The organism is Ktedonobacter racemifer DSM 44963 (assembly GCF_000178855.1).
GTDB classification, from domain to species: Bacteria; Chloroflexota; Ktedonobacteria; order Ktedonobacterales; family Ktedonobacteraceae; genus Ktedonobacter; species Ktedonobacter racemifer.
Map to the genome: position 1 here is coordinate 255,746 of NZ_ADVG01000002.1, position 20,299 is coordinate 276,044.

At 49.5% G+C, this 20,299-nt stretch carries 17 protein-coding genes and 1 tRNA gene; 10 read left to right on the forward strand and 8 right to left on the reverse strand.

The annotated features are described in order from the left end of the window. Positions 1–101: 101 nt before the first annotated feature. The 5 genes from KRAC_RS17505 to KRAC_RS17540 all read right to left on the reverse strand — a co-directional run bounded on the left by KRAC_RS17505 (position 102) and on the right by KRAC_RS17540 (position 10,150). Complete coding sequence (locus KRAC_RS17505) at positions 102–2,066, reverse strand: WD40 repeat domain-containing protein (RefSeq protein ID WP_007909298.1); 1,965 nt, start codon at positions 2,064–2,066, stop codon at positions 102–104. 184 nt (positions 2,067–2,250) lie between these two features. Further along, a complete protein-coding gene (locus tag KRAC_RS17510; protein ID WP_007909299.1) occupies positions 2,251–2,784 on the reverse strand; it encodes a hypothetical protein in 534 nt (177 codons plus the stop codon). A gap of 358 nt (positions 2,785–3,142) precedes the next feature. Next, entirely contained in the window at positions 3,143–4,885 is a 1,743-nt protein-coding gene (locus KRAC_RS17520; protein WP_007909302.1) for a DUF2357 domain-containing protein, read from the reverse strand. Next, positions 4,860–6,545, reverse strand: coding sequence for an McrB family protein (locus tag KRAC_RS17525; RefSeq protein ID WP_007909305.1), 1,686 nt, complete (start codon positions 6,543–6,545; stop codon positions 4,860–4,862). Before KRAC_RS17525 ends, KRAC_RS17520 begins: the two co-directional genes overlap by 26 nt. Before the next feature lie 1,961 nt (positions 6,546–8,506). Further along, positions 8,507–10,150, reverse strand: coding sequence for a tetratricopeptide repeat protein (locus KRAC_RS17540; protein WP_075164304.1), 1,644 nt, complete (start codon positions 10,148–10,150; stop codon positions 8,507–8,509). On the opposite strand from KRAC_RS17540, the gene KRAC_RS17545 reads away from it, so the two are divergent. The 10 genes from KRAC_RS17545 to KRAC_RS17590 all read left to right on the forward strand — a co-directional run bounded on the left by KRAC_RS17545 (position 10,095) and on the right by KRAC_RS17590 (position 17,880). Continuing rightward, positions 10,095–10,817 carry a hypothetical protein gene (locus KRAC_RS17545; RefSeq protein WP_007909313.1) on the forward strand — a complete coding sequence of 241 codons (723 nt, stop codon included), beginning with the start codon at positions 10,095–10,097 and terminating at the stop codon, positions 10,815–10,817. The two genes, KRAC_RS17540 and KRAC_RS17545, sit on opposite strands and share 56 nt — an antisense overlap. A 19-nt stretch (positions 10,818–10,836) precedes the next feature. After that, positions 10,837–11,415, forward strand: coding sequence for a hypothetical protein (locus KRAC_RS17550; protein ID WP_007909314.1), 579 nt, complete (start codon positions 10,837–10,839; stop codon positions 11,413–11,415). Between the two features lies 1 nt (position 11,416). Then, the gene (locus tag KRAC_RS17555) at positions 11,417–11,605 is read left to right on the forward strand and encodes a helix-turn-helix domain-containing protein (protein ID WP_007909315.1); all 189 of its coding nucleotides are present in this window, start codon (positions 11,417–11,419) and stop codon (positions 11,603–11,605) included. A gap of 253 nt (positions 11,606–11,858) precedes the next feature. Beyond that, the gene (locus KRAC_RS78300) at positions 11,859–12,575 is read left to right on the forward strand and encodes an ISAs1 family transposase (protein ID WP_040443781.1); all 717 of its coding nucleotides are present in this window, start codon (positions 11,859–11,861) and stop codon (positions 12,573–12,575) included. Further along, positions 12,514–13,059, forward strand: coding sequence for an ISAs1 family transposase (locus tag KRAC_RS78305; protein WP_052568076.1), 546 nt, complete (start codon positions 12,514–12,516; stop codon positions 13,057–13,059). Before KRAC_RS78300 ends, KRAC_RS78305 begins: the two co-directional genes overlap by 62 nt. A gap of 6 nt (positions 13,060–13,065) precedes the next feature. Next, on the forward strand, positions 13,066–13,596 hold the full coding sequence (locus KRAC_RS17570; protein WP_083814718.1) for a site-specific integrase: 531 nt from the start codon (positions 13,066–13,068) through the stop codon (positions 13,594–13,596). Positions 13,597–14,735: 1,139 nt separating this feature from the next. After that, complete coding sequence (ftsY, locus tag KRAC_RS17575; protein WP_007909318.1) at positions 14,736–15,749, forward strand: signal recognition particle-docking protein FtsY; 1,014 nt, start codon at positions 14,736–14,738, stop codon at positions 15,747–15,749. 15 nt (positions 15,750–15,764) lie between these two features. Then, positions 15,765–16,652: an acetyl-CoA carboxylase, carboxyltransferase subunit beta gene (gene accD, locus KRAC_RS17580; RefSeq protein WP_007909320.1), complete on the forward strand. Its 888-nt coding sequence runs from the start codon at positions 15,765–15,767 to the stop codon at positions 16,650–16,652. A gap of 84 nt (positions 16,653–16,736) precedes the next feature. Beyond that, the gene (locus KRAC_RS17585) at positions 16,737–17,723 is read left to right on the forward strand and encodes an acetyl-CoA carboxylase carboxyltransferase subunit alpha (RefSeq protein ID WP_007909322.1); all 987 of its coding nucleotides are present in this window, start codon (positions 16,737–16,739) and stop codon (positions 17,721–17,723) included. Between the two features lie 76 nt (positions 17,724–17,799). Beyond that, a tRNA-Leu gene (locus KRAC_RS17590) sits at positions 17,800–17,880 on the forward strand. Positions 17,881–17,990: 110 nt separating this feature from the next. Here KRAC_RS17590 and KRAC_RS17595 read toward each other — a convergent pair. The 3 genes from KRAC_RS17595 to KRAC_RS17605 all read right to left on the reverse strand — a co-directional run bounded on the left by KRAC_RS17595 (position 17,991) and on the right by KRAC_RS17605 (position 20,079). Beyond that, positions 17,991–19,127 carry a tyrosine-type recombinase/integrase gene (locus tag KRAC_RS17595; protein ID WP_007909323.1) on the reverse strand — a complete coding sequence of 379 codons (1,137 nt, stop codon included), beginning with the start codon at positions 19,125–19,127 and terminating at the stop codon, positions 17,991–17,993. Positions 19,128–19,295: 168 nt separating this feature from the next. Beyond that, a complete protein-coding gene (locus KRAC_RS17600; RefSeq protein WP_007909324.1) occupies positions 19,296–19,508 on the reverse strand; it encodes a helix-turn-helix domain-containing protein in 213 nt (70 codons plus the stop codon). Between the two features lie 193 nt (positions 19,509–19,701). Then, positions 19,702–20,079, reverse strand: coding sequence for a hypothetical protein (locus KRAC_RS17605; RefSeq protein ID WP_007909325.1), 378 nt, complete (start codon positions 20,077–20,079; stop codon positions 19,702–19,704). Positions 20,080–20,299 lie beyond the last annotated feature (220 nt).

Here is a 20,299-nt window from a genome sequence, read left to right on the forward strand (position 1 = left end):
CACCTGATAGGACATACTCTATCAGGTGCTTTGCTGCTAGTTATCTAATATTAACGTCTAGGTAAGGAAAGAGTATTCTCTTTCATGAGGTAGCCTGTATGTTAACAAACCATTTGCAGGAAGTAGAGATTGTTTCCTCCTGTTGCTATGAGATGAATACTATCAGGATGCCAAGCACAGCTGTAAAATGGGGTATCAGCATAGAAGGTTGTAACACACTTTCCCTGATTCAAATCCCACACTTTGAGTGTCTTATCTTCGGAAGCCGAGACGATCCACTTGCCATCGGGGCTGATCACGCACCCCCTCACCCAATTGGTATGGCCATGAAGTGTGTATCGTTCTGCCCTTGTGAGGACATCCCAGACTTTGAGCGTTTGATCAGCGGAAGCCGAGATGATCCACTTGCCATCGGGGCTGATCGCACACGCAGTCACCCAATTGGTATGGCCGCTGAGGGTGTGTCGTTCTGCCCCAGTGAGGGCATCCCAGACTTTGAGGGTCTCATCATCAGAAGCCGAGACAATCCAGGTTCCATCGGGGCTGATCGCACACGCAGTCACCGTATCGGTATGGCCATGGAAGGTGTGTCGTTCTGCTCCAGTGAGGACATCCCAGACTTTGAGCGTGGTATCAAGAGAAGCCGAGACGATCCAGGTTCCATCGGGACTGATCGCACACGTATACACCCAACTGGTATGGCCATGGAAGGTGTGTCGTTCTGCTCCAGTGAGGGCACCCCAGACTTTGAGTGTTTGATCATAGGAAGCCGAGACGATCCACTTGCCATCGGGACTGATCGCGCACCCATTCACCGGACCGGTATGGCCATGGAGGGTGTGTCGTTCTGCTCCAGTGAGGACATCCCAGACTTTGAGTGTTTGATCATAGGAAGCCGAGACGATCCAGGTTCCATCGGGGCTGATCGCGCACCCATTCACCAGACCGGTATGGCCATGGAAGGTGTGTCGTTCTGCTCCAGTGAGGACATCCCAGACTTTGAGCGTGGTATCAGCGGAAGCCGAGACGATCCACTTGCCATCGGGACTGATCGCGCACCCATTCACCGGACCGGTATGGCCATGGAAGGTGTGTCGTTCTGCTCCAGTGAGGGCATCCCAGACTTTGAGCGTTTGATCATCAGAAGCCGAGACGATCCAGGTTCCATCGGGGCTGATCGCGCACCCATTCACCGAACCGGTATGGCCATGGAGGGTATGTCGTAGCTCTCCGGTGTGGGTATGCCAGACTTTGAGGGTCCGATCAGCGGAAGCCGAGACGATCCAGGTTCCATCCGAACTAATAGCGCACCCATTCACTCTGCTGGTATGGCCGCTAAGGGTATGTTGTAGCTCCCCGGTGTGGGTATGCCAGACTTTGAGCGTTTGATCAGCGGAAGCCGAGATGATCCACTTGCCATCGGGGCTGATCGCACACGCAGTCACCCAATTGGTATGGCCGCTGAGGGTGTGTCGTTCTGCTCCAGTGAGGGCATCCCAGACTTTAAGGGTCCGATCATCGGAAGCCGAGACGATCCAGGTTCCATCGGGGCTGATCGCACACGCATTCACCGTATCGGTATGGCCTCTGAGGGTACGGAGAAGTGTACTGCTCTCTATCCGTGGCCATGAATGCCAGGGAAGAAGGCTGGGACCAGTCATAAGCTCTTGTTGCCAGCCTGGATACAGCACCTTTCCGTCCTCCGTCTGATTGCAATAAGTCAACATCATTGCTTGTATATCGGCCGGCGTTTGTCCCTGACTCAGTAGATGAGCGGCTCTGAAAAAGAGCCGATGGAAAAGAGCAAGCGAGGGGTCATCAACACTCTTGTTTATCACCACCTGGAGATCACGTTCCACTGCAGAAACTCCGTACTTCCATGTCTTTGTCGCCAGATACCGGAGATCTTTCGCTGTGGAGAGGATGCTCTCGACTCGCTGTGCAGCAATTAGATGCTCTATCAAATACTGCCACAGGTACGGTTCGTCAAGGGAGATATCACCCCAGCGGGGGAGAGCATAGGAATCTAAAAACCGACCGTGAAGGGCTGTTAACGCAGTTCTCATCTTGACCTGCAGATAATAACGTATAATACATCTTCTATGTAACGACGAGTTTTTCATCTATTTTCATGTTCTATTAGCTACTTCAACGCCTGAATGTTTGGTAACTAACCTGCACCATTCTGCATAGTCTTTGATGTAAAAATGATGTACATCAAAACCATGTAGAAAGACGCTGTGAACTGGTTTATAACACATATGGATGGACCTGTCGAGAAGCATCATTCTCATTAAATGGCTTGAACCAGTCATCAAAAGAAAGTGAAGCCATTCCCATTTGTGCGCCTGCGTCTGTTTCATCGATTCCGTCAAAGGCGTCTTGATAGAGGTATTGAAAGTGCTCATCCTCAAAAATGGTCTGTACAAAATCCTCAAAAGGATCTTCATTGGCTCCTGGTTCAAGAATACCTTCTGCCTTCTGGATAATGACCCAGGCTGCTAGTTCTTCTGCTACTGATGCAAACCGTGTCCCTTCTGGTAGCGTTAGCTTGTAAAGGGCTGTGATGAGGCAAACAGTGAAGCTCTTGCAAAAGAGATAGTTATATTTGGGGAGATACCGTGGAGGGAGATATAAGCCAAAGATGGTTTGTGAAACACTTTCCCCATCTTCCAAATCTTTGAGATTTTCGAATGCCTCATCTATGATTACGCTACATGCTGTTTCGAGCGCCTTTTTCTCACGCTGGGTAAGAACGTCAGAATAAGCCTGTCCTATTGCCACTTTTAATACCTTTCTACACTAAAACATTTGCGATCTGCTATCAAATACTGTCAGAGGCCGTGCTAGTAACCGCTTTAGGCGTGCTGGGCTTCGGTGCCCACCTGTTTGGGTGGATGCTTAAAACCGGGGAGCCAATAGGTCCCTAGCGACCCGTTTTTCGCGTTATCCAAGAGGTTTTTTGAGCGTAAATTAAGCTCGAAGTGTTTACTGAGGACCGCTTGTAATTTTGAATTGATAGCAAATCTGCTGTCAATTTGCTGCCTTAATTGTTTAAGGATAGTGCGAAATTTTCTTTGGCGTCTTGTACTTAGCATAGAGACATTTTCGAGGTTCTAAATAACATCCTTTAACACAATCACTACAATAGGGAGGCCGCTTGTAACAAGGACCTTATTACATTTGCCGCGTCGCGTTTTTGATCTTCGCTCATATTAGGTATAAGGGGAATTGCCCCGACTTTGTTAAGGGGTTCTTGCCATAGTGCGTCGCCAGGGTAAAGAATGTACGCATTGGACACAATTCGCTGTATTGGAGTGGTATGCGTTGGGCCGCTTTTTATGGAGCAGATATTATCCCGATACTCGCGCATCTTATTTTTGTCATCTCTGTTGGGAGTGCGGGAGCCATCAAGGCCACCCCACTTGTACTTCGCATCGAAGATGATCAAGCCTATTGGCTCTCCATCCTTGTAAATCTCTACAGCCATATCAGGCGTGAGTTGATCTTTGTCATCGGTATGCACAGCGATCGTAGCAGGAGCCGCAGAAGAAAGATATTTCTTTGATTTGTAGAGTGGCTCATAGATTATTTGGACTTTCACATTACCGCGGCGCAAGATGATACTCGGATCGTTTTTCCGCACGGTGAACTCAAACTGGTTTCTTTCTATCTCAAAAAAGAGTGCATTTGATGCAATGGCATAGTGCGCTTGCACCAGTTCTTCTACGATCATCTGGGTCACGGTAAATACACACCAAACCTCATAGAGGTCGCACACCTTGCGCATCGCTAGATCAGTCACAGAATTGTGAGATTTTAAACTAACTGACAATTCCTGTTGAAAATGGAGGTACAACTGGAAAAAGCGCCCATATGATGGACTCTTCAGTAAGACTTGCGTTGCCTTACCGGAGATATTGGAGGTTTTCACCGTCTTCAAAAAATGTTTATCGGCCCACAGAATGCACTGCTTCATCATCCGCTTGCAGTCAGCGACCGCTTCTTTGAGTTTCTTTATCTCTGTTTCTAATCTATCGGTATTCCAATGATTTGCTATTGCAACCATAAGGTCTTTTTCTAAACGCAGGCAGTCTTCTTCTGCTCGTTTCTGGACAAAGAAAAGCTTCGACGTGAGCTGGTGCCGTAGGAAATGTTTTAGCAAACGGTTTTCATACACATCATACGTGGGCTTACTTTCTGGGACGATCCACGACGTTGGCAATTGTGCATGGCCAAGGGAAGCAGACACTCCCGCTGGAAGGGAAACCGTTTCGCCTGGCACGGGAATTGTGGCGTGAGAAAAGAGGCGCACTTCATGAAGGAGTTTTTGTTTCCTCTGCGCTCCAAGCCGGCGATGTGGATCACGATGGATGTGATACACGACATCTTCCATTGTATGGATAATTTTTTTCAAAAGCAAATATTCTCTCAGAGGAGAGACTGTGGTCTCCCGGAGTTGGAGGATAGCTTTCTCACTTGACCAGGAATTGAGGCGGATGAGTAAGTCCACCGCTATTCCCTGGAGGTCTGTTAACATACCTTCATAGCGATCCTGGGTCAGTTTCTCTGGAAAGACACGGACTTTTGCAATCAATGGTGAATAACCGGCGACTGTGCAATGTAATTCACAAAGCCCGGCGAAGCCGAGCGGTGGGCGCCATTCCCATATCCCTAGATACGCCGATTCGATATCTTCACCTTCACATGAAAATTTTACTTCAGGCGAAGGGATGTTTGGCGTGACCCTAATAATACTGCCACGCCTACTGCTACTATTACACTCGGTTACTTTCGCATCCAAATTCTCATCTGCGCTGCTGAAAATCAATGGTTCCCCGTTTAATATAAACCACGTATCACTGCCAGAAATTGACGTATCCATCGCGCCTCAACCTCTCCTGCATTTTTTGCAGCCGTTTTGCTGAGCGTACAAAATTGTACTTCTCCATAAGCCCTAAGAGATCATCGAGAGACTCTTTGATAACTTCTGTCCCGCGAATATGAGGAAGGATTCGCTGCTTCACTTGTAGATCGAAGGCGACTTCTGGAGTTAAAATATCTTTGCTATTGGCCAGGTACATTTCGATTTCTCTGGCAACGCGATACCCAAGCCCGATATCTCCTTTCAGCAAAATCTGGGAAATCTCGATAAGTAAGGCACGATAAGATGTATCAGGCTCACTGGATTGATAGCTCTGCCAAATATGTGCCGATACCCTCATCGGTTCTCGCGTTTGACTCTTTGAAGGTATCTTCTCCAAGTTCACCGTAAAAAACTCAATGGTATTCGCGCGGTCCATGACTTTATCGCTTAAAGGTTGAGTTGTTTCATCAACGTTAATCGTGCCGGCGAGAAGGAAATTCGCGGGTATTGTAATGGAAGAAGGCATATCGAGTGTTTTCTTCTTTGAGGTAAGTACCTCCTGTGCTTTTCTGCCCAGAAGTATAATTTCTCGGTCTTGTGGGTGTTCTTCCTCAAGAGCGCTGAGAAATTGAGAGAAATAGTACTCAACATGGGCGAGGTTCATTTCATCCAAGCACAAGAAAAACAGGCTATGTTCATCCCTTTGAGCTTGGATGAGGAACTCCAAAGCGGACTCCGTAACGTATTCGTTGGTGATCGTATTGAGGTATCCTAGAAGATAGCGGTCATCATCCCAGCTTGGGCGGACGGGGAGACGGAGGTAATGGTCATTTTTTCTTGTATATCCAATCGCTTCTGCGTACAGTTGGCTCAACTTCGATTTCCCAGTACCCGATACGCCCGCAAGTATCACAAAAGGCCTGGTTTTAAGGCAGATATGATAGTTGTAAATTGTTTCCTCATCGAAGTAATATCCTTTCGCTTCTATGTACTGCTTAATATGATCCAGTAGCGCCTTTTCTGTCATAGGCGCACTTTTCATCTCAAAAGCCGAATCTTCAGAGGGATCACTAGGCTCACTACTGCTGTTTTCTATTACTCTGCTATCAATAATGTGAGCTCCCAACGGAGTAGAAAGTGCTTGGAGAGCAACGAGTGTAGGAATTTCCCGATTGAGGTCAAAGAGAAGAGATCCTGTTTCTTCTCGATAGGCATCATTAAGGATCTCTATGAGTGTCCTAGGGGCTGGCGTGAGGTAGCTGCCTTGCCTGAGATTTAATTCGCGGTTGTAAAAAAGATTTTTTATGCCAGAATTAATAAGACCTTGCAGCCTTGATTTATATCGCTCGTTGAGGATCATATCTCTTTTCAGAGGTGGATTCAGGGGCACAAAATCGCGTAGTCTCACAAGATAAGAGGGGCCTTCTCCCCATTGTGTATTTGCCACTCCCCCAAATTCTTCCATCTTGGATTGTACAGTCGAAACACCCGTAATCTCTGCATTATCTATGAAATGAAGGACAATATCACCCGGTTCCACTTCGCGCATAAAATGATAAATATCTGCCCCGTCTTTTCCTTTTTGTGGAGACCACAATGCTTTTCCTAAAGCGTATTCGCCATGTATGCGATCATCTCTTCGCCTCACTAATGTCTTCTCAATCCAAAAATTTGGCATAGATTCTCCTCTCTAAACTGTTACCTGCAAATCAGCTAAGTTTATAAATCAAGGTTACCATCTAAGCTTCCATCCCATAAATTTATGTCCCATAGCAGATATGCAAAAAGCGAATATGTCTATCTATCGCAATTTCATTGCATACATCAATTAGCTCAATTCGCATAGCGATCTAGATTAAGGGAGCTTAGATGCCGATTTTAACACAGTACATCTTTTGTAGTAAACCAAAAGAGACTTTATGGTAGCATAAAGGCGTAAGCACCTCAGCACGTTAACCGTATTTTTTGCTAGTCAATCTTTTTCAATTAGCACTAGATGATTAGAGAACAGTAAGAGGATAGATTGGGCTTAACTTGATGTTTCACCCAATCTATCCCCTTCACCTGCAAACATCTCAATCTATTTTGGTCTTAGCTTCCGACTCGGCCATTTCCAGGGCAACTTCAGTAGCTTCGATCTCCTCCGAGAGGAAAGCTATAGAGATGACTCCCAGTATCAGTCCTATAACCTGGTAGACATTTACTTTCTCGTTATACAAAACGTAGGCCACGACTAGAGCACCGATAGCTGAAAGGACAGAGAACAAAACTGCCCCTTTTCCTAATTCGGCTCCTGTACGCAAGCTAATGGGCCATGCAGTATTTGCTGCAATAATGAGGTATACTAAACCTATTCAAATGTGCATTTCCTTCTCTTCTTACTTTCTACCGCACCGTTTTTTAAGCGCCTTTACGCCACTCCAAAATGCCCATATGTTACACAACACCACACAAAATATGATGTTATTTGCCGTCAAAACTGCCGTCATTTTTCTACATTGCTTACCACGTCTATATTGTCTCCCCAAGCGGGTTTATTAAATCTACCTTGTGCTTTGTTGGTGTGAGATCTGGCTCAAACGCAGTTTTGAAACGTCATGCGTTGCAAACGCACCACTCCGCATGAGATCTACACGACCTCAGAAGAAACGTCATGCGTTGCAAACGCACCACTCCGCATGAGATCTACACGACCTCAGAAGATACCGCTGGCGAACCTTGGAGAAAGCGATGAGGTAGCCAGGGAACGGCCGTAACGTGAAGAGGGCTGGGTCTGTGAACACCCTTGAGCAAAATAGAAGATTGACAAAAGGAGAAATTGCTAACATATTCCGCATTTCACCGAAGATTGAGGAGCTTTCAGCATGCTTGGGATCCAGACGCGCTCTTTACAATGCCGCTCTGATGCGGTCGAGAGGGGTTCGCCAGCAGTATCAGTTTTGATGATGATGGAGAGAGCTTATTATATTGATGTCTTTCTTGTTGTATTTATAATTCTGGCTCTCTTATGGATTATTAAGATCCCTATCCCTAAGAAAGTCTCAGAGCCGCTTTTCAAGTCATTTATTGGCTTTCTCTGAGCTATTCATTCCTTTCATAATTTCCACAATAATGAGAGTATAGATCTGGCGCTAACCTGGATAGGTCATGTTACTCCAAAGAGCACAACTGCATAGCGTCATGACTACTGCTAAGCACGATAGTATCAACCCTGCAATCGCCAACCCTCTCCGAGAAACAGACCCCAACCCACAACACGACAAGATGATTCCTACAGCAGCAGGAATAAGTCCATAAAAAGGGATCAGTCCCAGAATGAGATTGCAGAGACCCAAAACAAAGCCAGCAAGAGCGAAACCAGAGGTCCGGTTTTGTCGTACAGCTTCCGGTAGCCCTTGTCCAATCGTCAGAAATTGCCCACAGGCAAAACAATGGGTGCGAGTTTGCTCGTTGGTTGCTCCACATGTAGGGCAAATGAGTGTGTGTACCATACCAATTATCTCTTTCTAAAGAAAGATAGAAATAATTATATTCTTTTGGCAGATTATAGGGCTCTATGGGCACAGGAAGCAAGGCGCGATAATCTTTATATCAATGACTCGGCCACATTCACCAAAAGTGCGTTTGACTCCTTGTCTTTTACAAGTCCTCGCCGTAATTTTCCTCATCCTCTTCATAACTACTAAAACTAGTGTGTGCTTTCTCATAGGTTGTTACGAGAGAAGGCTTGAGTTTAAAAGCTTTATCATAGTCCCCAATTGCTTGTTGCAGCTCTCCAATAGCATCATAAATCTGAGCACGGGAAAAATAAGCATTGGCGAAAGAAGGATCGAGCTCTATAGCCCGGCTATAATCTTCTATGGCTTGCTCTATATTCCCGAGCTTAGCATGAGATCCTCCCCGGTTGAAGTAAGTAATTGGATGAGAAGGGTTAAGTTTAATGGATTGGCTATAATCTACTATGGCTTGATATACAATGCCCAGCTTATGATAGACATTGCCACGGTTATTGTAGATATCTGCTTTTAATGGTTCGAGCTTTATCGCCTGGTTATAGCTTATCAAAGCTTGCTCAAAATCTCCGATTTCTTGATAAGCAACAGCAAGATTATAGATGGCTCGAAAATAAGAGGGATTGAGTTCTATTGATTGACGATAATTTACAATAGCCAGTTGCCAATCACCAAGCTTTTCGTAAGCAACACCACGGTTATTGTAGATCTCTGCTTTTAATGGTTTGAGGTTGATAGCTTGGTTATAGCTTATCAAAGCTTGCTGATAATCTCCGATTTCTTGATAAGCATCAGCAAGTTTATAGATGGCCCAAAAATAAGAGGGATTAAGTTCTATTGATCGACCATAATTTACAATGGCTAGCTGCAAATCACCAAGCTTTTCGTAAGCAAGACCACAATTATAATATGCTATTGAATCAGAAGGATCAAGCTCTATGGCTTTTTTGAAGTTTGAGAGCGCTTTCTGAATATCTCCAGCTTCGGCATAATCAATACCAATGTTAACATAATTTATTGAAAAAGAATCTTCAACAAAAGAGTCACTCCCTTCTGTTTCCGCTGGTTTGCTAGAAGTTTTTTCAAGAGAAGGATCAAGTTTAATAGCTTGATTATAGTTCAAGAGACCTTGTTGGGAATCTCCAAGCTTGGTATAAATTTTTCCACGCAGATGATAAGCCATAGCAAGAGAAGGATCGAGCTCTATGGCTTTGTTGCAGTTCGTAAGGGCCTGTTTGAGTTCATTCAGCTCAAAATAAGCAATACCACGATTACAATAATATATTGCATCGGAAGGATCAAGCTCTATGGCTTTGTTATAGTTCCGAACCGCTTGTCGAGGATATCCAATCAATGCATAAGCATTACCTTGATAGTAGTAGAAGTCCGCGCAAGAAGGATCGAGTTTAATAGCCTGACTATAATTCGAAAAGGCCTGCAAGAAATCCTTTCGCTTAGCATAAATTTTTCCACGCAGATGATAAGCCATAGCAAGAGAAGGATCGAGCTCTATGGCTTTATCATAATTCACAAGCGCTTGCTGAAAATCTCCAAGCAGATCGTAACTAAGGGCACGATTAAAGTAAGCGAAAATATGGGCAGGATCGAGCTCTATGGCTTTATCATAGTATAGAATGGCCTGTTCGAAGTTACTAAGCTTAATACAAACATTGCCACGCATGTAGTAAGCATTAACAAGAGAAGGATCAAGTTCTATGGCTTTATCAGAGTATAGTTGGATCGTCCTGGTGCGCCTGGTCGTTCCCCTCATCTTCTTCCTCTCCTTTGGCTATGAGGACGGCCTCTTCATGACAGGATTTCGGGATTTCTCCTGGGAACGCTTCATCCTGATCATGTATGTGATTGGCTATGCGCTGGAGGGCTTGCGTGTGGCGATGGTGTACTCCATGAATTTCAGCAAGTCTGAAGAGCGCAAGAAGGCCTACAAGGCGCAGCTGATCATTTGGGCTGTGATGAGTCTGGGCTGTGGCGTTGCCCAGCTGGCGTCAGCCATCGTCATTCAGGCCCTTGGTGGCGATCAGTCAGTAGCAGGCGATAGCGCGATTGCCCAGGGCGCGAAGGCAATCATGGCAACCATTCCCTGGTTGGTTTATGCAGCTATCGCCATTCGCGTGGTCCTCTGTGCGGTCGCTGACTGGGCCTGTAGTGGGCACCTGCACAAGAAGAAAGAGACCATCGAGCAGAAAGTCGCGAAGATCACGACCAGGGCCACCAACCTCTCAACCGTCATCCAATCACAGATCAATGCCCAGTCGATGATTGATAACGCAAGGCAATTTCAAGCGATGGTTCAGAACCAGCGCGAGGAGTTGCAGGAACTACGCGCCCAACAAAAGACGGTGTTCGATGTGGTCTTTCAGGCTGGCATGCGTCAAATCAATCGCGTCGCCGAGGAGATGCCTGAGGATGATGCATAGGAAGTGAAGGTGAGCGCGCATGCCGAAACGACGCTACTGCCAGTACACCCTTGAGGATACGCAACGGGCCATCCAGCACCAGCAGCGGCAACTAGGCGTGCGCATTCTTCCTGGCTCCGCCTCGAGCAACGGGCGGCGTATCCGCATCTACTCCGAGAAGCACCGGCGCGAACTGTGGGTCGTCATCCTGGCCCGCTCGTCTGATTGGTATACGTTTTGCTTGAACACCTATAACAGCGGCATGGAAGCGGCCGTAGTGGGAACTCACGACAGCTGCATCTCCGTTCCCGTCCTGGCCATGGATAGTCTGGAATGGTACGAGCCCTACAAGATACGCTTCGAGCAATCGCTTCCTCCCGCCAAAGATTTTCACCTTCCCGATAAACCTGATAAATTTGACCGGCTCCGGCGCGGCCACTATGGGCATTGCGTCTTTGTTGGAGCCCTCATTGTTGGCCGCAAGGAGGCCGTAGAGCGTTTAATGAAACTTCCCGAGCGCACGCGCTTTGACCTGGAAGCAGAAGTGAAACGCCTACGGCACCGGCGACCAGGTCGTCCCTTGAAGCTATGGGATAGCGAAGAAAAAGGAGAAGCTTAACATGAGTAGCGAACTCTTAACCGTTTCTGAAGTCGCTCGTATCCTGCGCGTCGATGATACCACCGTGCGCCGTTGGGTCAAGCAGGGCGCGCTAGAGGCGGTGGTCTTGCCGCATGTGAACGCCCGTCAGGCGTACAGAATCAAGCGCGAAGCGCTTAATAAGGTTCTTTCCAGTAGCGCGGCCTCTTAGCACAGCTCTTACAAAAAGACAAAAAAAGCGCGGTTCTCTGAGACCTGTTTAGCGACATGACAGAGATAGACCGCGCGTGTGAACCTTGAAGCCCACATGTTCAGAATAGTATAACATGTGGGCTTTCCTTTGGGAAGGAGACCCACCATGCCTACCCAGGGTTTCTCAAAAGTCTGGTGAGGGGTGAAAAAGAAGAGTCAATCCAGTAGAATGCATGACATCAAAAAACACAGCATTCAAGGAGTGACTCAGCATGGACTATACAACATTGCTGGAAGAAAACAAGGGGGAGCCCGTCTGCTCGTCGAGACAGATGCAATCCCTGTATCAGGTTTGTCACCATCTGAGAGACGGAAGAAAAGCACGAGGAAGGCAATATGACCTCGCGGGGGTGCTGCTGGTGGTCGTCCTGGCAAAATTGGCGGGGATGAGCAGCCTGCTAGCAGCAAGTGAATGGGCAAAGGATCAGGAAAAGGTCATCCGCGCGAATGTGAACCTTTCCTGGAAACGGATGCCTTGTGCCAATACCTACAGCTACGTCCTGGCACGCTTAGACAGTCAACAGGTCAATGCTCATCTGGCCGCGTGGTTTGTGCGCCAGATGAGCCACCAGCGAGAAGGAGAGCCAGACGACCAGCACGTCCATCTGGCCATTGATGGCAAAGCGCTCAAAAGCACTGGGGAGCAGGCATATGGAGGAGAGCATCCCCAACAACATCTTCTGCATATTTATGAAGCAGAAACGGGTGTGGTCCTCCAGCAGATCCCCATTGGCTCTAAGACGAATGAGGTTGGCGCGCTCAAACCGTTTCTGACCGAGGTGACATGTAAAGGGCGAGTGATCACCGTTGATGCGGCGCAAAGCTATCACGAGATGACTCGGCTGGTGCGCACGAGCTGGAGGGGAGGTGATTCTCATCATCAAGGACAATACACCTGTTGCTCGCGCGGACCTCGAACTGTTTTTTGAAGACCCGCAAGCAGATCAGAGCACCTGGCAATCGTATACTCAGCTTGACAAGGGCCATGGTCGTCTGGAACGTCGCTCGATTATGAGCAGTCCCGATCTCAATGGCTTGTTCTTCAAGGATTGGGGCGAGATTGGACAGGTCTTTCGCTTACAGCGCGAACGAACGATCAAAGGGAAGCACAGTTGCGAGGTTCGCTACGGGTTAACAACGCTTTCTCTGAGGCATTGTCCTCCAGAACGTCTTCTGCACTACCTTCGAGCACACTGGAAGGTGGAGAATCATCTCCACTGGCATCGAGATGCCACCCTTGGGGAGGACCGTTGCCGAGTCCGCTTCATTCCGGTGATGGAAATGCTGGCCGTGCTCAATAACGTGGTTCTTTCTCTCATGCACCTGCACCGGGTTTCCACCGTCGCTCGCCAGCTTCGTCGTTTTGCCTCTCATCCAGAGGAGGCTCTTGCTTGGTTGCTTCAGGACTTTTGAGAAACCCTGGCGCTCCACTGGAACCAGGTTGACATTGAAAGAAAATTGTTGCGTATCGAATCGACCGTGAGCTATGACGAGACAGAGCGTATACTTTTCGAGTCAGACCCAAAGTCACGCACGAGCAATCGCACGCTCCCGCTTCCTAACCTTGCTATAGAGGCCCTGAGTACACATCACATCAATCAGATTGAACAGCGTCTGGAATCAGCAAAGTGGGTAGAGAGTGACCTTATCTTCGCCAACCCACGCACGCGTTCAGGACACATGTGGGATAGCACAGTCAGAGCACACTTCTATAGATTTCTCACACAGGAATGCGACTTGCCCGCGAAGCGCGCCAATGGCATCGTGCCACACGACCTTCGCCACAATGTCGCCACGGCCTTGTTGGCCGCAGGCGTCCCGATGAAAACCGTCTCGGAAATGCTGGGACACTCCGACATCCGCGTCACAGTGAATATCTACGGTCATGTGACCGAGCGCATGGCAGAAGTGGCAAGCAATGAGATTGACAGGATCTATGGGCAAGGATAGAGGAGAAAACCAACAACGGGCCAGTGATATTCCTGGCCCTCTCTTTTTGACCAAATTCGACCCAAAAATGATGACTTTTTCGCCATACTGCTGTCAACACTGCTGTGAATTTGTTCATGCAACTGCATGAAGTGGCCTGTATAGCCAAGTGGGCATACATATTTGTGTTATGCTGGAAGTAAGAAGCAAAAGAACGCGGGTGTTCCGAGCGTTGTCCTCGCAATTTCACGCTCAGTAGGGAAGGCGTAGCCAGGGATGTCTGTTCTCTTGTTTCACCTCTCTTCTATGTGCCTGGTTGGTGAAGCGCTCTTGCACCTCCCCCAGGAACATGAATATTTCTTCACATACTTGCTGACATTGGGATGGAGTTGTGGTATGATAGGAGAGGCATGGATTAGACCTGCTGTGGGGATGCGGATGCAGCGGCGGAGGCTCCCCCCTCGGCTTACTTTTTTGTTAAGCCTCGCTTGAACCTGGTTAGGCAAGCGAATATACCCTCCAGAGAGAAGGAAGGAGGCGATTTCGTGGAAAACGCATTTCCTCGGTGTCGCAAATGTAGTGAAGGTGATCTGGTTCCGCTTTCGGATTTCGGTAGCCAGGGAGCTTCCATCGAGTACAAGGCATGGGTCTGCACCAACCCCTCCTGCTTGTACAATATAAAAATCCGTAACGGCGACATCATCATTAACGAACCTATCAGTGACGGCTCACTCCACTCATATCGTAGCGGTCGCCAATAGGGCTGAGATGTTGTTTCGCTTTGCACGTCTTTGGGTGGTTTCAACCACTCACTGACGTGTATTGCATTTTAGCAGGATTTCTCCTGCTAAAATGTTGTTCTGCACGATGAGCATTTCCGGTCCTCTTGTCCTGTTCCGCGTCACAATGTTATACTCTGTGGGGACTGAAGTTCCCGCCGTAAGGCATTATGGCGTGGAGGTCGACTCCTAGAAGCTCTCGGGCACAACCGAGGGAGATATCGCTCTCTTTCGCTTCCCTGCTAAAGAGAGGGTCACTCACTTTTATCCAGGTGAGTCATAGTGATCTATTTTTTCTTCGCCTGGTAAAGGGACTGCTTTTATACATAACGCACTTATACGTTCAGCATAGAGAAGAGATACATAAGGAGTCAACACAACGTGTTCAATCGCTTCTTTGGGCAGAAACCACAAGAAGAATCCGACGACAAGAATCAGGGTCCTGCTCAGGAACGAGCAGGAGATGCTCCTTCCCGTCCAGAACAACAATCACCACAACGCTTCGGCTTTCTTAACCGCACACGTCAACTCTTTAGTCGCATGAGTGAGGTCGTAGAGGAGACCGATCTGATCACGGATGAGATGTGGGACGATCTCGAAGAGTCGCTACTGGCCGCAGATGTCGGTCCCAGCACCACCATCTGGCTGATTGAACGCCTGCGCCAGCGTGCCGAAAATGAGCATATGCGCACCGGCGCCCAGGTGCAACGCGCCTTACGAGAAGAACTGGTCATGCTGCTTGGTGATCCCTCCCCACTACGCCTCTCGCAACGCTCTCCCCTGACAGTCATTCTTGTCATCGGGGTCAATGGCTCTGGGAAGACGACCTCCATTGCGAAAATGGCCCACCGTCTCTCGCGCGAAGGGCGCCAGGTCATACTGGCCGCGGCCGACACCTTCCGCGCCGCCGCGATTGATCAGCTCAAAGAATGGGGGCAGCGCATCTCCGTTCCCGTTATCAGTCAACAGCCAAACGCTGACCCGGGCGCGGTCGTCTATGACGCCATCCAGGCCGCTCAATCGCGTGGCAGCGATGTCTTGATCGTTGATACCGCTGGTCGCTTGCATACTAAGTATAATCTTATGGAGGAGCTAAAAAAGATCAACAAGGTCATCCAGAAGTTTATCCCCGATGGCCCACATGAGCTGCTCATTGTTATTGATGCGACGACCGGACAGAACGCGCTCTTGCAGGCGCGTAAGTTCGCGGAAGACATTGGCCTGACAGGCGTCATTATTAGCAAATTGGATAGCACCGCCAAGGGTGGGTTCGCGTTTGCCGTCGCTGACGACCTGGGTGTGCCCATTAAATTCATTGCGACAGGTGAGAAGGTCGAAAACTTGATTCCCTTTGATCCACAGAGCTTCGTTGCGGCTCTCTTCACACAAGAATAACCAGGAGGACCTAGTATGGTGAAAGAAGCGGCTGCTCCATCGAACAGTTCCACCTTCTCGGCAGCACGCGCGCAGTCTTCGCTCACTGCGATGGGCAATATTGTTGTCAAATGCCCAAAATGCAAAGAGATTTTATATGGACGCGACTGGGAGAAGAATCAAAAAGTCTGCTCACGCTGTAACCATCATTTTCGCTTGACGGCACGCGAACGCATTACGCTGCTCGTCGATTCCAATAGCTTTGAAGAGACGGATGCCACCATGATTCCAGGCGATCCGCTCAAATTCACCGCCCGTCCCGCCAATATGGCCAATCAGCCTGACTACGCCAATAAGCTCATCGAGGAACGGCAGAAAGCCGGCCAGAATGAGGCGGTCGTCAGCGGTATTGCCACCGTTGATGGCCAGTCCCTGGCCCTGGCCGTGATGGACTTCCACTTCATGGGTGGCAGCATGGGATCCGTCGTTGGAGAGAAGATTACGCGCACGATTGAGCTGGCTATTGAGCGCCAACTACCAGTGCTGGTCGTCTCCACCTCGGGCGGCGCTCGCATGCAGGAAGGCATCTTCTCCCTCATGCAAATGGCCAAAACCTCGGCCGCACTCGCCAAGCTTGGTGAGGCTGGACTCCCTTATTTTAGCCTGCTTACCGATCCCACCACAGGCGGCGTCTCAGCCAGCTTTGCCTTCCTGGGCGATGTGATCCTGGCCGAACCCGGTGCGCTTGTCTGTTTCACCGGCCCTCGTGTAATTGAAGGCTTTATGCACATTAAGCTGCCCGAAGGAACCATCAATTCCAACTTTGCCCTGGAACACGGCATGATCGACACGGTTGTTCACCGCCACGAACTACGCCAGACGCTCTCGCGCCTACTCACCATGTATGCGCCCTCGACCAAATAGAAAAAGGGAGTCTGCTTGCTTCCATCTTGTGTTCTGGTGTCTCATTTAGATAGAGGATTAGCCAAGTAGAGGAAGATACATACGATGCCTTATGATCTAGACTTTGAAAAGCCGCTCGCGGAGTTGGAAAAGAAAATCAACGGACTTCAGCGCAAGGGCGAGCGCTTAAAACCAGATGAAACCAAACAGCTACAAAGCCTGGAAAATGATCTGCGTAAGCGTACCGAGGAGATCTACAGCAACCTGACCGCCTGGCAAACTGTGCAGGTCGCGCGCCATAAAAACCGTCCCTACACCCTCGACTACATCAAGCATATTTGTGATGACTTCTTTGAACTGCACGGCGACCGCTCTTTTGCCGATGATCATGCCATTGTCGCCGGCACCGCCCGCCTGGGAGAGCAGACCGTCATGCTCATTGGGCATCAAAAGGGACGCGATATGAAAGAGCAACAATATCGCAACCTGGGCATGCCCCATCCTGAAGGCTATCGCAAAGCCTACCGCATGATGCAGCAAGCCGAGAAGTTCGGCTTCCCCATCATCAACCTCATCGATACCTCTGGCGCCTCCCCCGCCCTGGTGGACGAAGAGCGTGGACAATCCGAAGCTATCGCCTCCTGCCTCTACCTCATGCCCCGCCTGCGTGTACCCATCCTTGCCATCGTCATTGGTGAGGGCAACAGCGGTGGCGCGCTCGCCATCAGCATCGCTGACCGCATCCTCATGTTTGAGCACAGCTACTACACCGTCGCGGCCCCTGAGGCAGCGGCCAATATCATCTGGCGTGATGCGGGCCAGGCGCCCCTGGCAGCCGAGGGGCAGCGCATTCGCGCCAAGGACCTGCTCTCCTTCAAGATCGTCGACGAGATCATCCCCGAGCCACTGGGAGGAGCGCACCGCAACCATCACCTGGCAGCCGAAGCCTTAAAGGTCTCCCTCCTGCGCAACCTTGAAGAGCTCAAGCAGCTCCCCACCGATGAACTGCTGGCCAAACGCTACGAGAAGTTCAGAGTCATCGGTCAATTCGACCACGAGGTGCTCGAGACAAGCTCAGAAATTGGGGTCTGATCCCCTTGACTTCTGTTCGTGAATGCGCTATTATAGGCATCGCAAGTGATGAATATGCCTTGCATCACGAACACCTGCCGGTGTGGCGGAACGGTATACGCGTCTGTCTCAAAAACAGATCCCGCAAGGGTTGAGGGTTCGAATCTCTCCACCGGCACCTCCCTCTTATGAGGACGACGCTCTCAGGCCCATTCTAGACGTTCCTGAGGGCGTTTCCCTTTTTGGCGAAACGCATCGTTGACAGCAAAAGTGACAGCAAAACGCCTTCTAGCTCCCCAGGGCATCGTCGAGCAGCCTCATCGCATCCTTCTGCATCGTCGGCAACACGTGAGAATACACGTCCAGCGTCATATTGATCCGGCTGTGCCCCAGGATCTCCTGGACGATCTTGGGATGTACTCCCATGCTCAGCATGAGCGTCGCAGCGCTGTGCCGCAGGTCGTGAAAGCGGATATTCGGCAGCCCCGCTTTCTTGAGCAGCTTCTTGAACGGCTCCTGGATATCCCTGTCGGGGTTCACATGCGTTCCCACCGACGTGCAGAACACATAATCGTGCTCCTCCCACCGCGGGCCGGCCTTCAACTTCGCCTCCAGCTGGCGCACACGATGCTGTTTGAGACCCTCCAGCACAAAAGAGGGTAACACGATATTCCTCCGGCTCTTCTCGCTCTTGGGTTCGTCCTCGATATACCCCTTACCCGAGATCCTGCTCGGGATGCGTGTCAGCACCCGGCGGACCTGAAGCCTCCTGGTAGCCAGGTCGATGTCGCGCCACTTCAGGCCCATGATCTCGCCCCGGCGCATTCCGGTCCCGATGGCAAGCAGAAAGAGCGCCTCCTGGGGGTGGTCTCGAACGGCAGAGAGAAACTGCTGGGCCTGCTCCATATTCAACGTCTCCAGTTCTATGTGTTTTCGCCGCGGCGGTGAGACCAGATCACAGACGTTATACGCCATGAGCCTCCAGCGCATAGCATGATCCAGGGCTTTATGCAGCACATTGTGAAAGCTGATCACAGTGGTGGCCGAGAGCCCCTCCCGCAGTTTGCTGTTGTAAAACGTCTGGAGATGCTGCGGGGCCAGCTTTTGCAGCATGTGGTGTCCCAACGCCGGTACGAGGTGAAGGCGGACAATTTCCTCATACCGCTCATAGGTACGAATGCGAATGTTCTGCCGATGCACCTCCTCCAGCCAGTACTCGAGGTAGTGCTTGATAGTCTGCTGCGGGGCCGTGATAAGCCTCCCTTCCTGCTGCTCGTGGAGCGCCTTCTTGAGCTTTTCCTGTACCTCCTTGCGCGTCTTTCCGTACAACGTTTTCCGTTTACCATTGTCCAGGGAAATGACGGCGGCCCATCTGCCATCATTCCTGTGATAGATAGATCCTTCACCGTGGCCTCGTCTTGCCATAGGGTAAAGCTCCTTTTCAATCTATTCTCAGTGCAAAGCTGCACCGGCCTCTAGAGTACCATGATGAGCATCAGTTGTGAACATACGTCCTACAAAAATCCTATGCGATGCAATTCAGATCTGCATATAATGGCTGGAAGAGGGGCACGTTTCTCATACGCATTTCACTCATGTACCACCGACATCCTTTGCCTGCCTCTCCTTTAGCCAGAGCACTAAATCCTCCTGTGAGACCCGTATAGCACGCCCAAACCGTTGGACAGGTAAGTTTTCCTTTTCAATCAATTCGTAGACCTTTGTTCGGCCCAGGTTCAGAGCCTTCGCGACTTGAGGAATCGTCAGAAGCAACTGAAGAGATGGCATGACGTCATACTGTTCCATAACTGCTCCTTTTCATAATCATCAATCTTGGCTACAAGAAATCCTCAATGAGATCACTCACCCCACACTAGCTTTTATGCTTGAGCTTGGGCCATTTTGTAGAGGCTCTAAAGATCGAGATAAACACATGATTTCCAGTGCTTTCTGCATATACGGCATACATATGCTGCCCAGCAAAGCGCTACTTCCGCTCTTAGAGGGAGACGACTTCGCTCACCTGTTCAGGCACAACAACAGCTGAGTGAGCGTACCATTCCAGCCATGCAAGAATCTGCTGCTGGTTGGCCAAATGCCAGACCCGTTCTGGCTTGGCATGCTCAATAATTTCAATGACACGTCGACGACTTCGAGGAGCCAGACGCACGCCAATAGAATAGCGATCAGTATCAATACGCTTGCCCAGAGCACTCATCCATTGCACCAAGGGGCGTGGTAAATTGGTAAGGAGCGTCTGCTCTTCTTCTGCAGGAAGCCTCTGAGACTCAGCCCAGGCCAGATAGGTCTGGATCTCATACATCACCTCTGCATCATTGGGGTCATATGGGGCGGAAAGAACTTCATTCACCGCCACCTGACGCAGCTCCGAACACGAAGAATTCGCTGCGATTGTGACATCCTCTCCACCCTGACTGATTGGCCCTCGTAATCAGGCTAGTTTCCCCACGTCATTCCTCCCTCTTTCCTCTCTCTGTTCATGCCTCTCTGTGCGCATGCGGTTGTCTTCCACTAGAAAAGCCCACCACCAGGCACGTCGTGGTGCTTCTGGTCGAGCTTCACGCCCACAGCCAGGA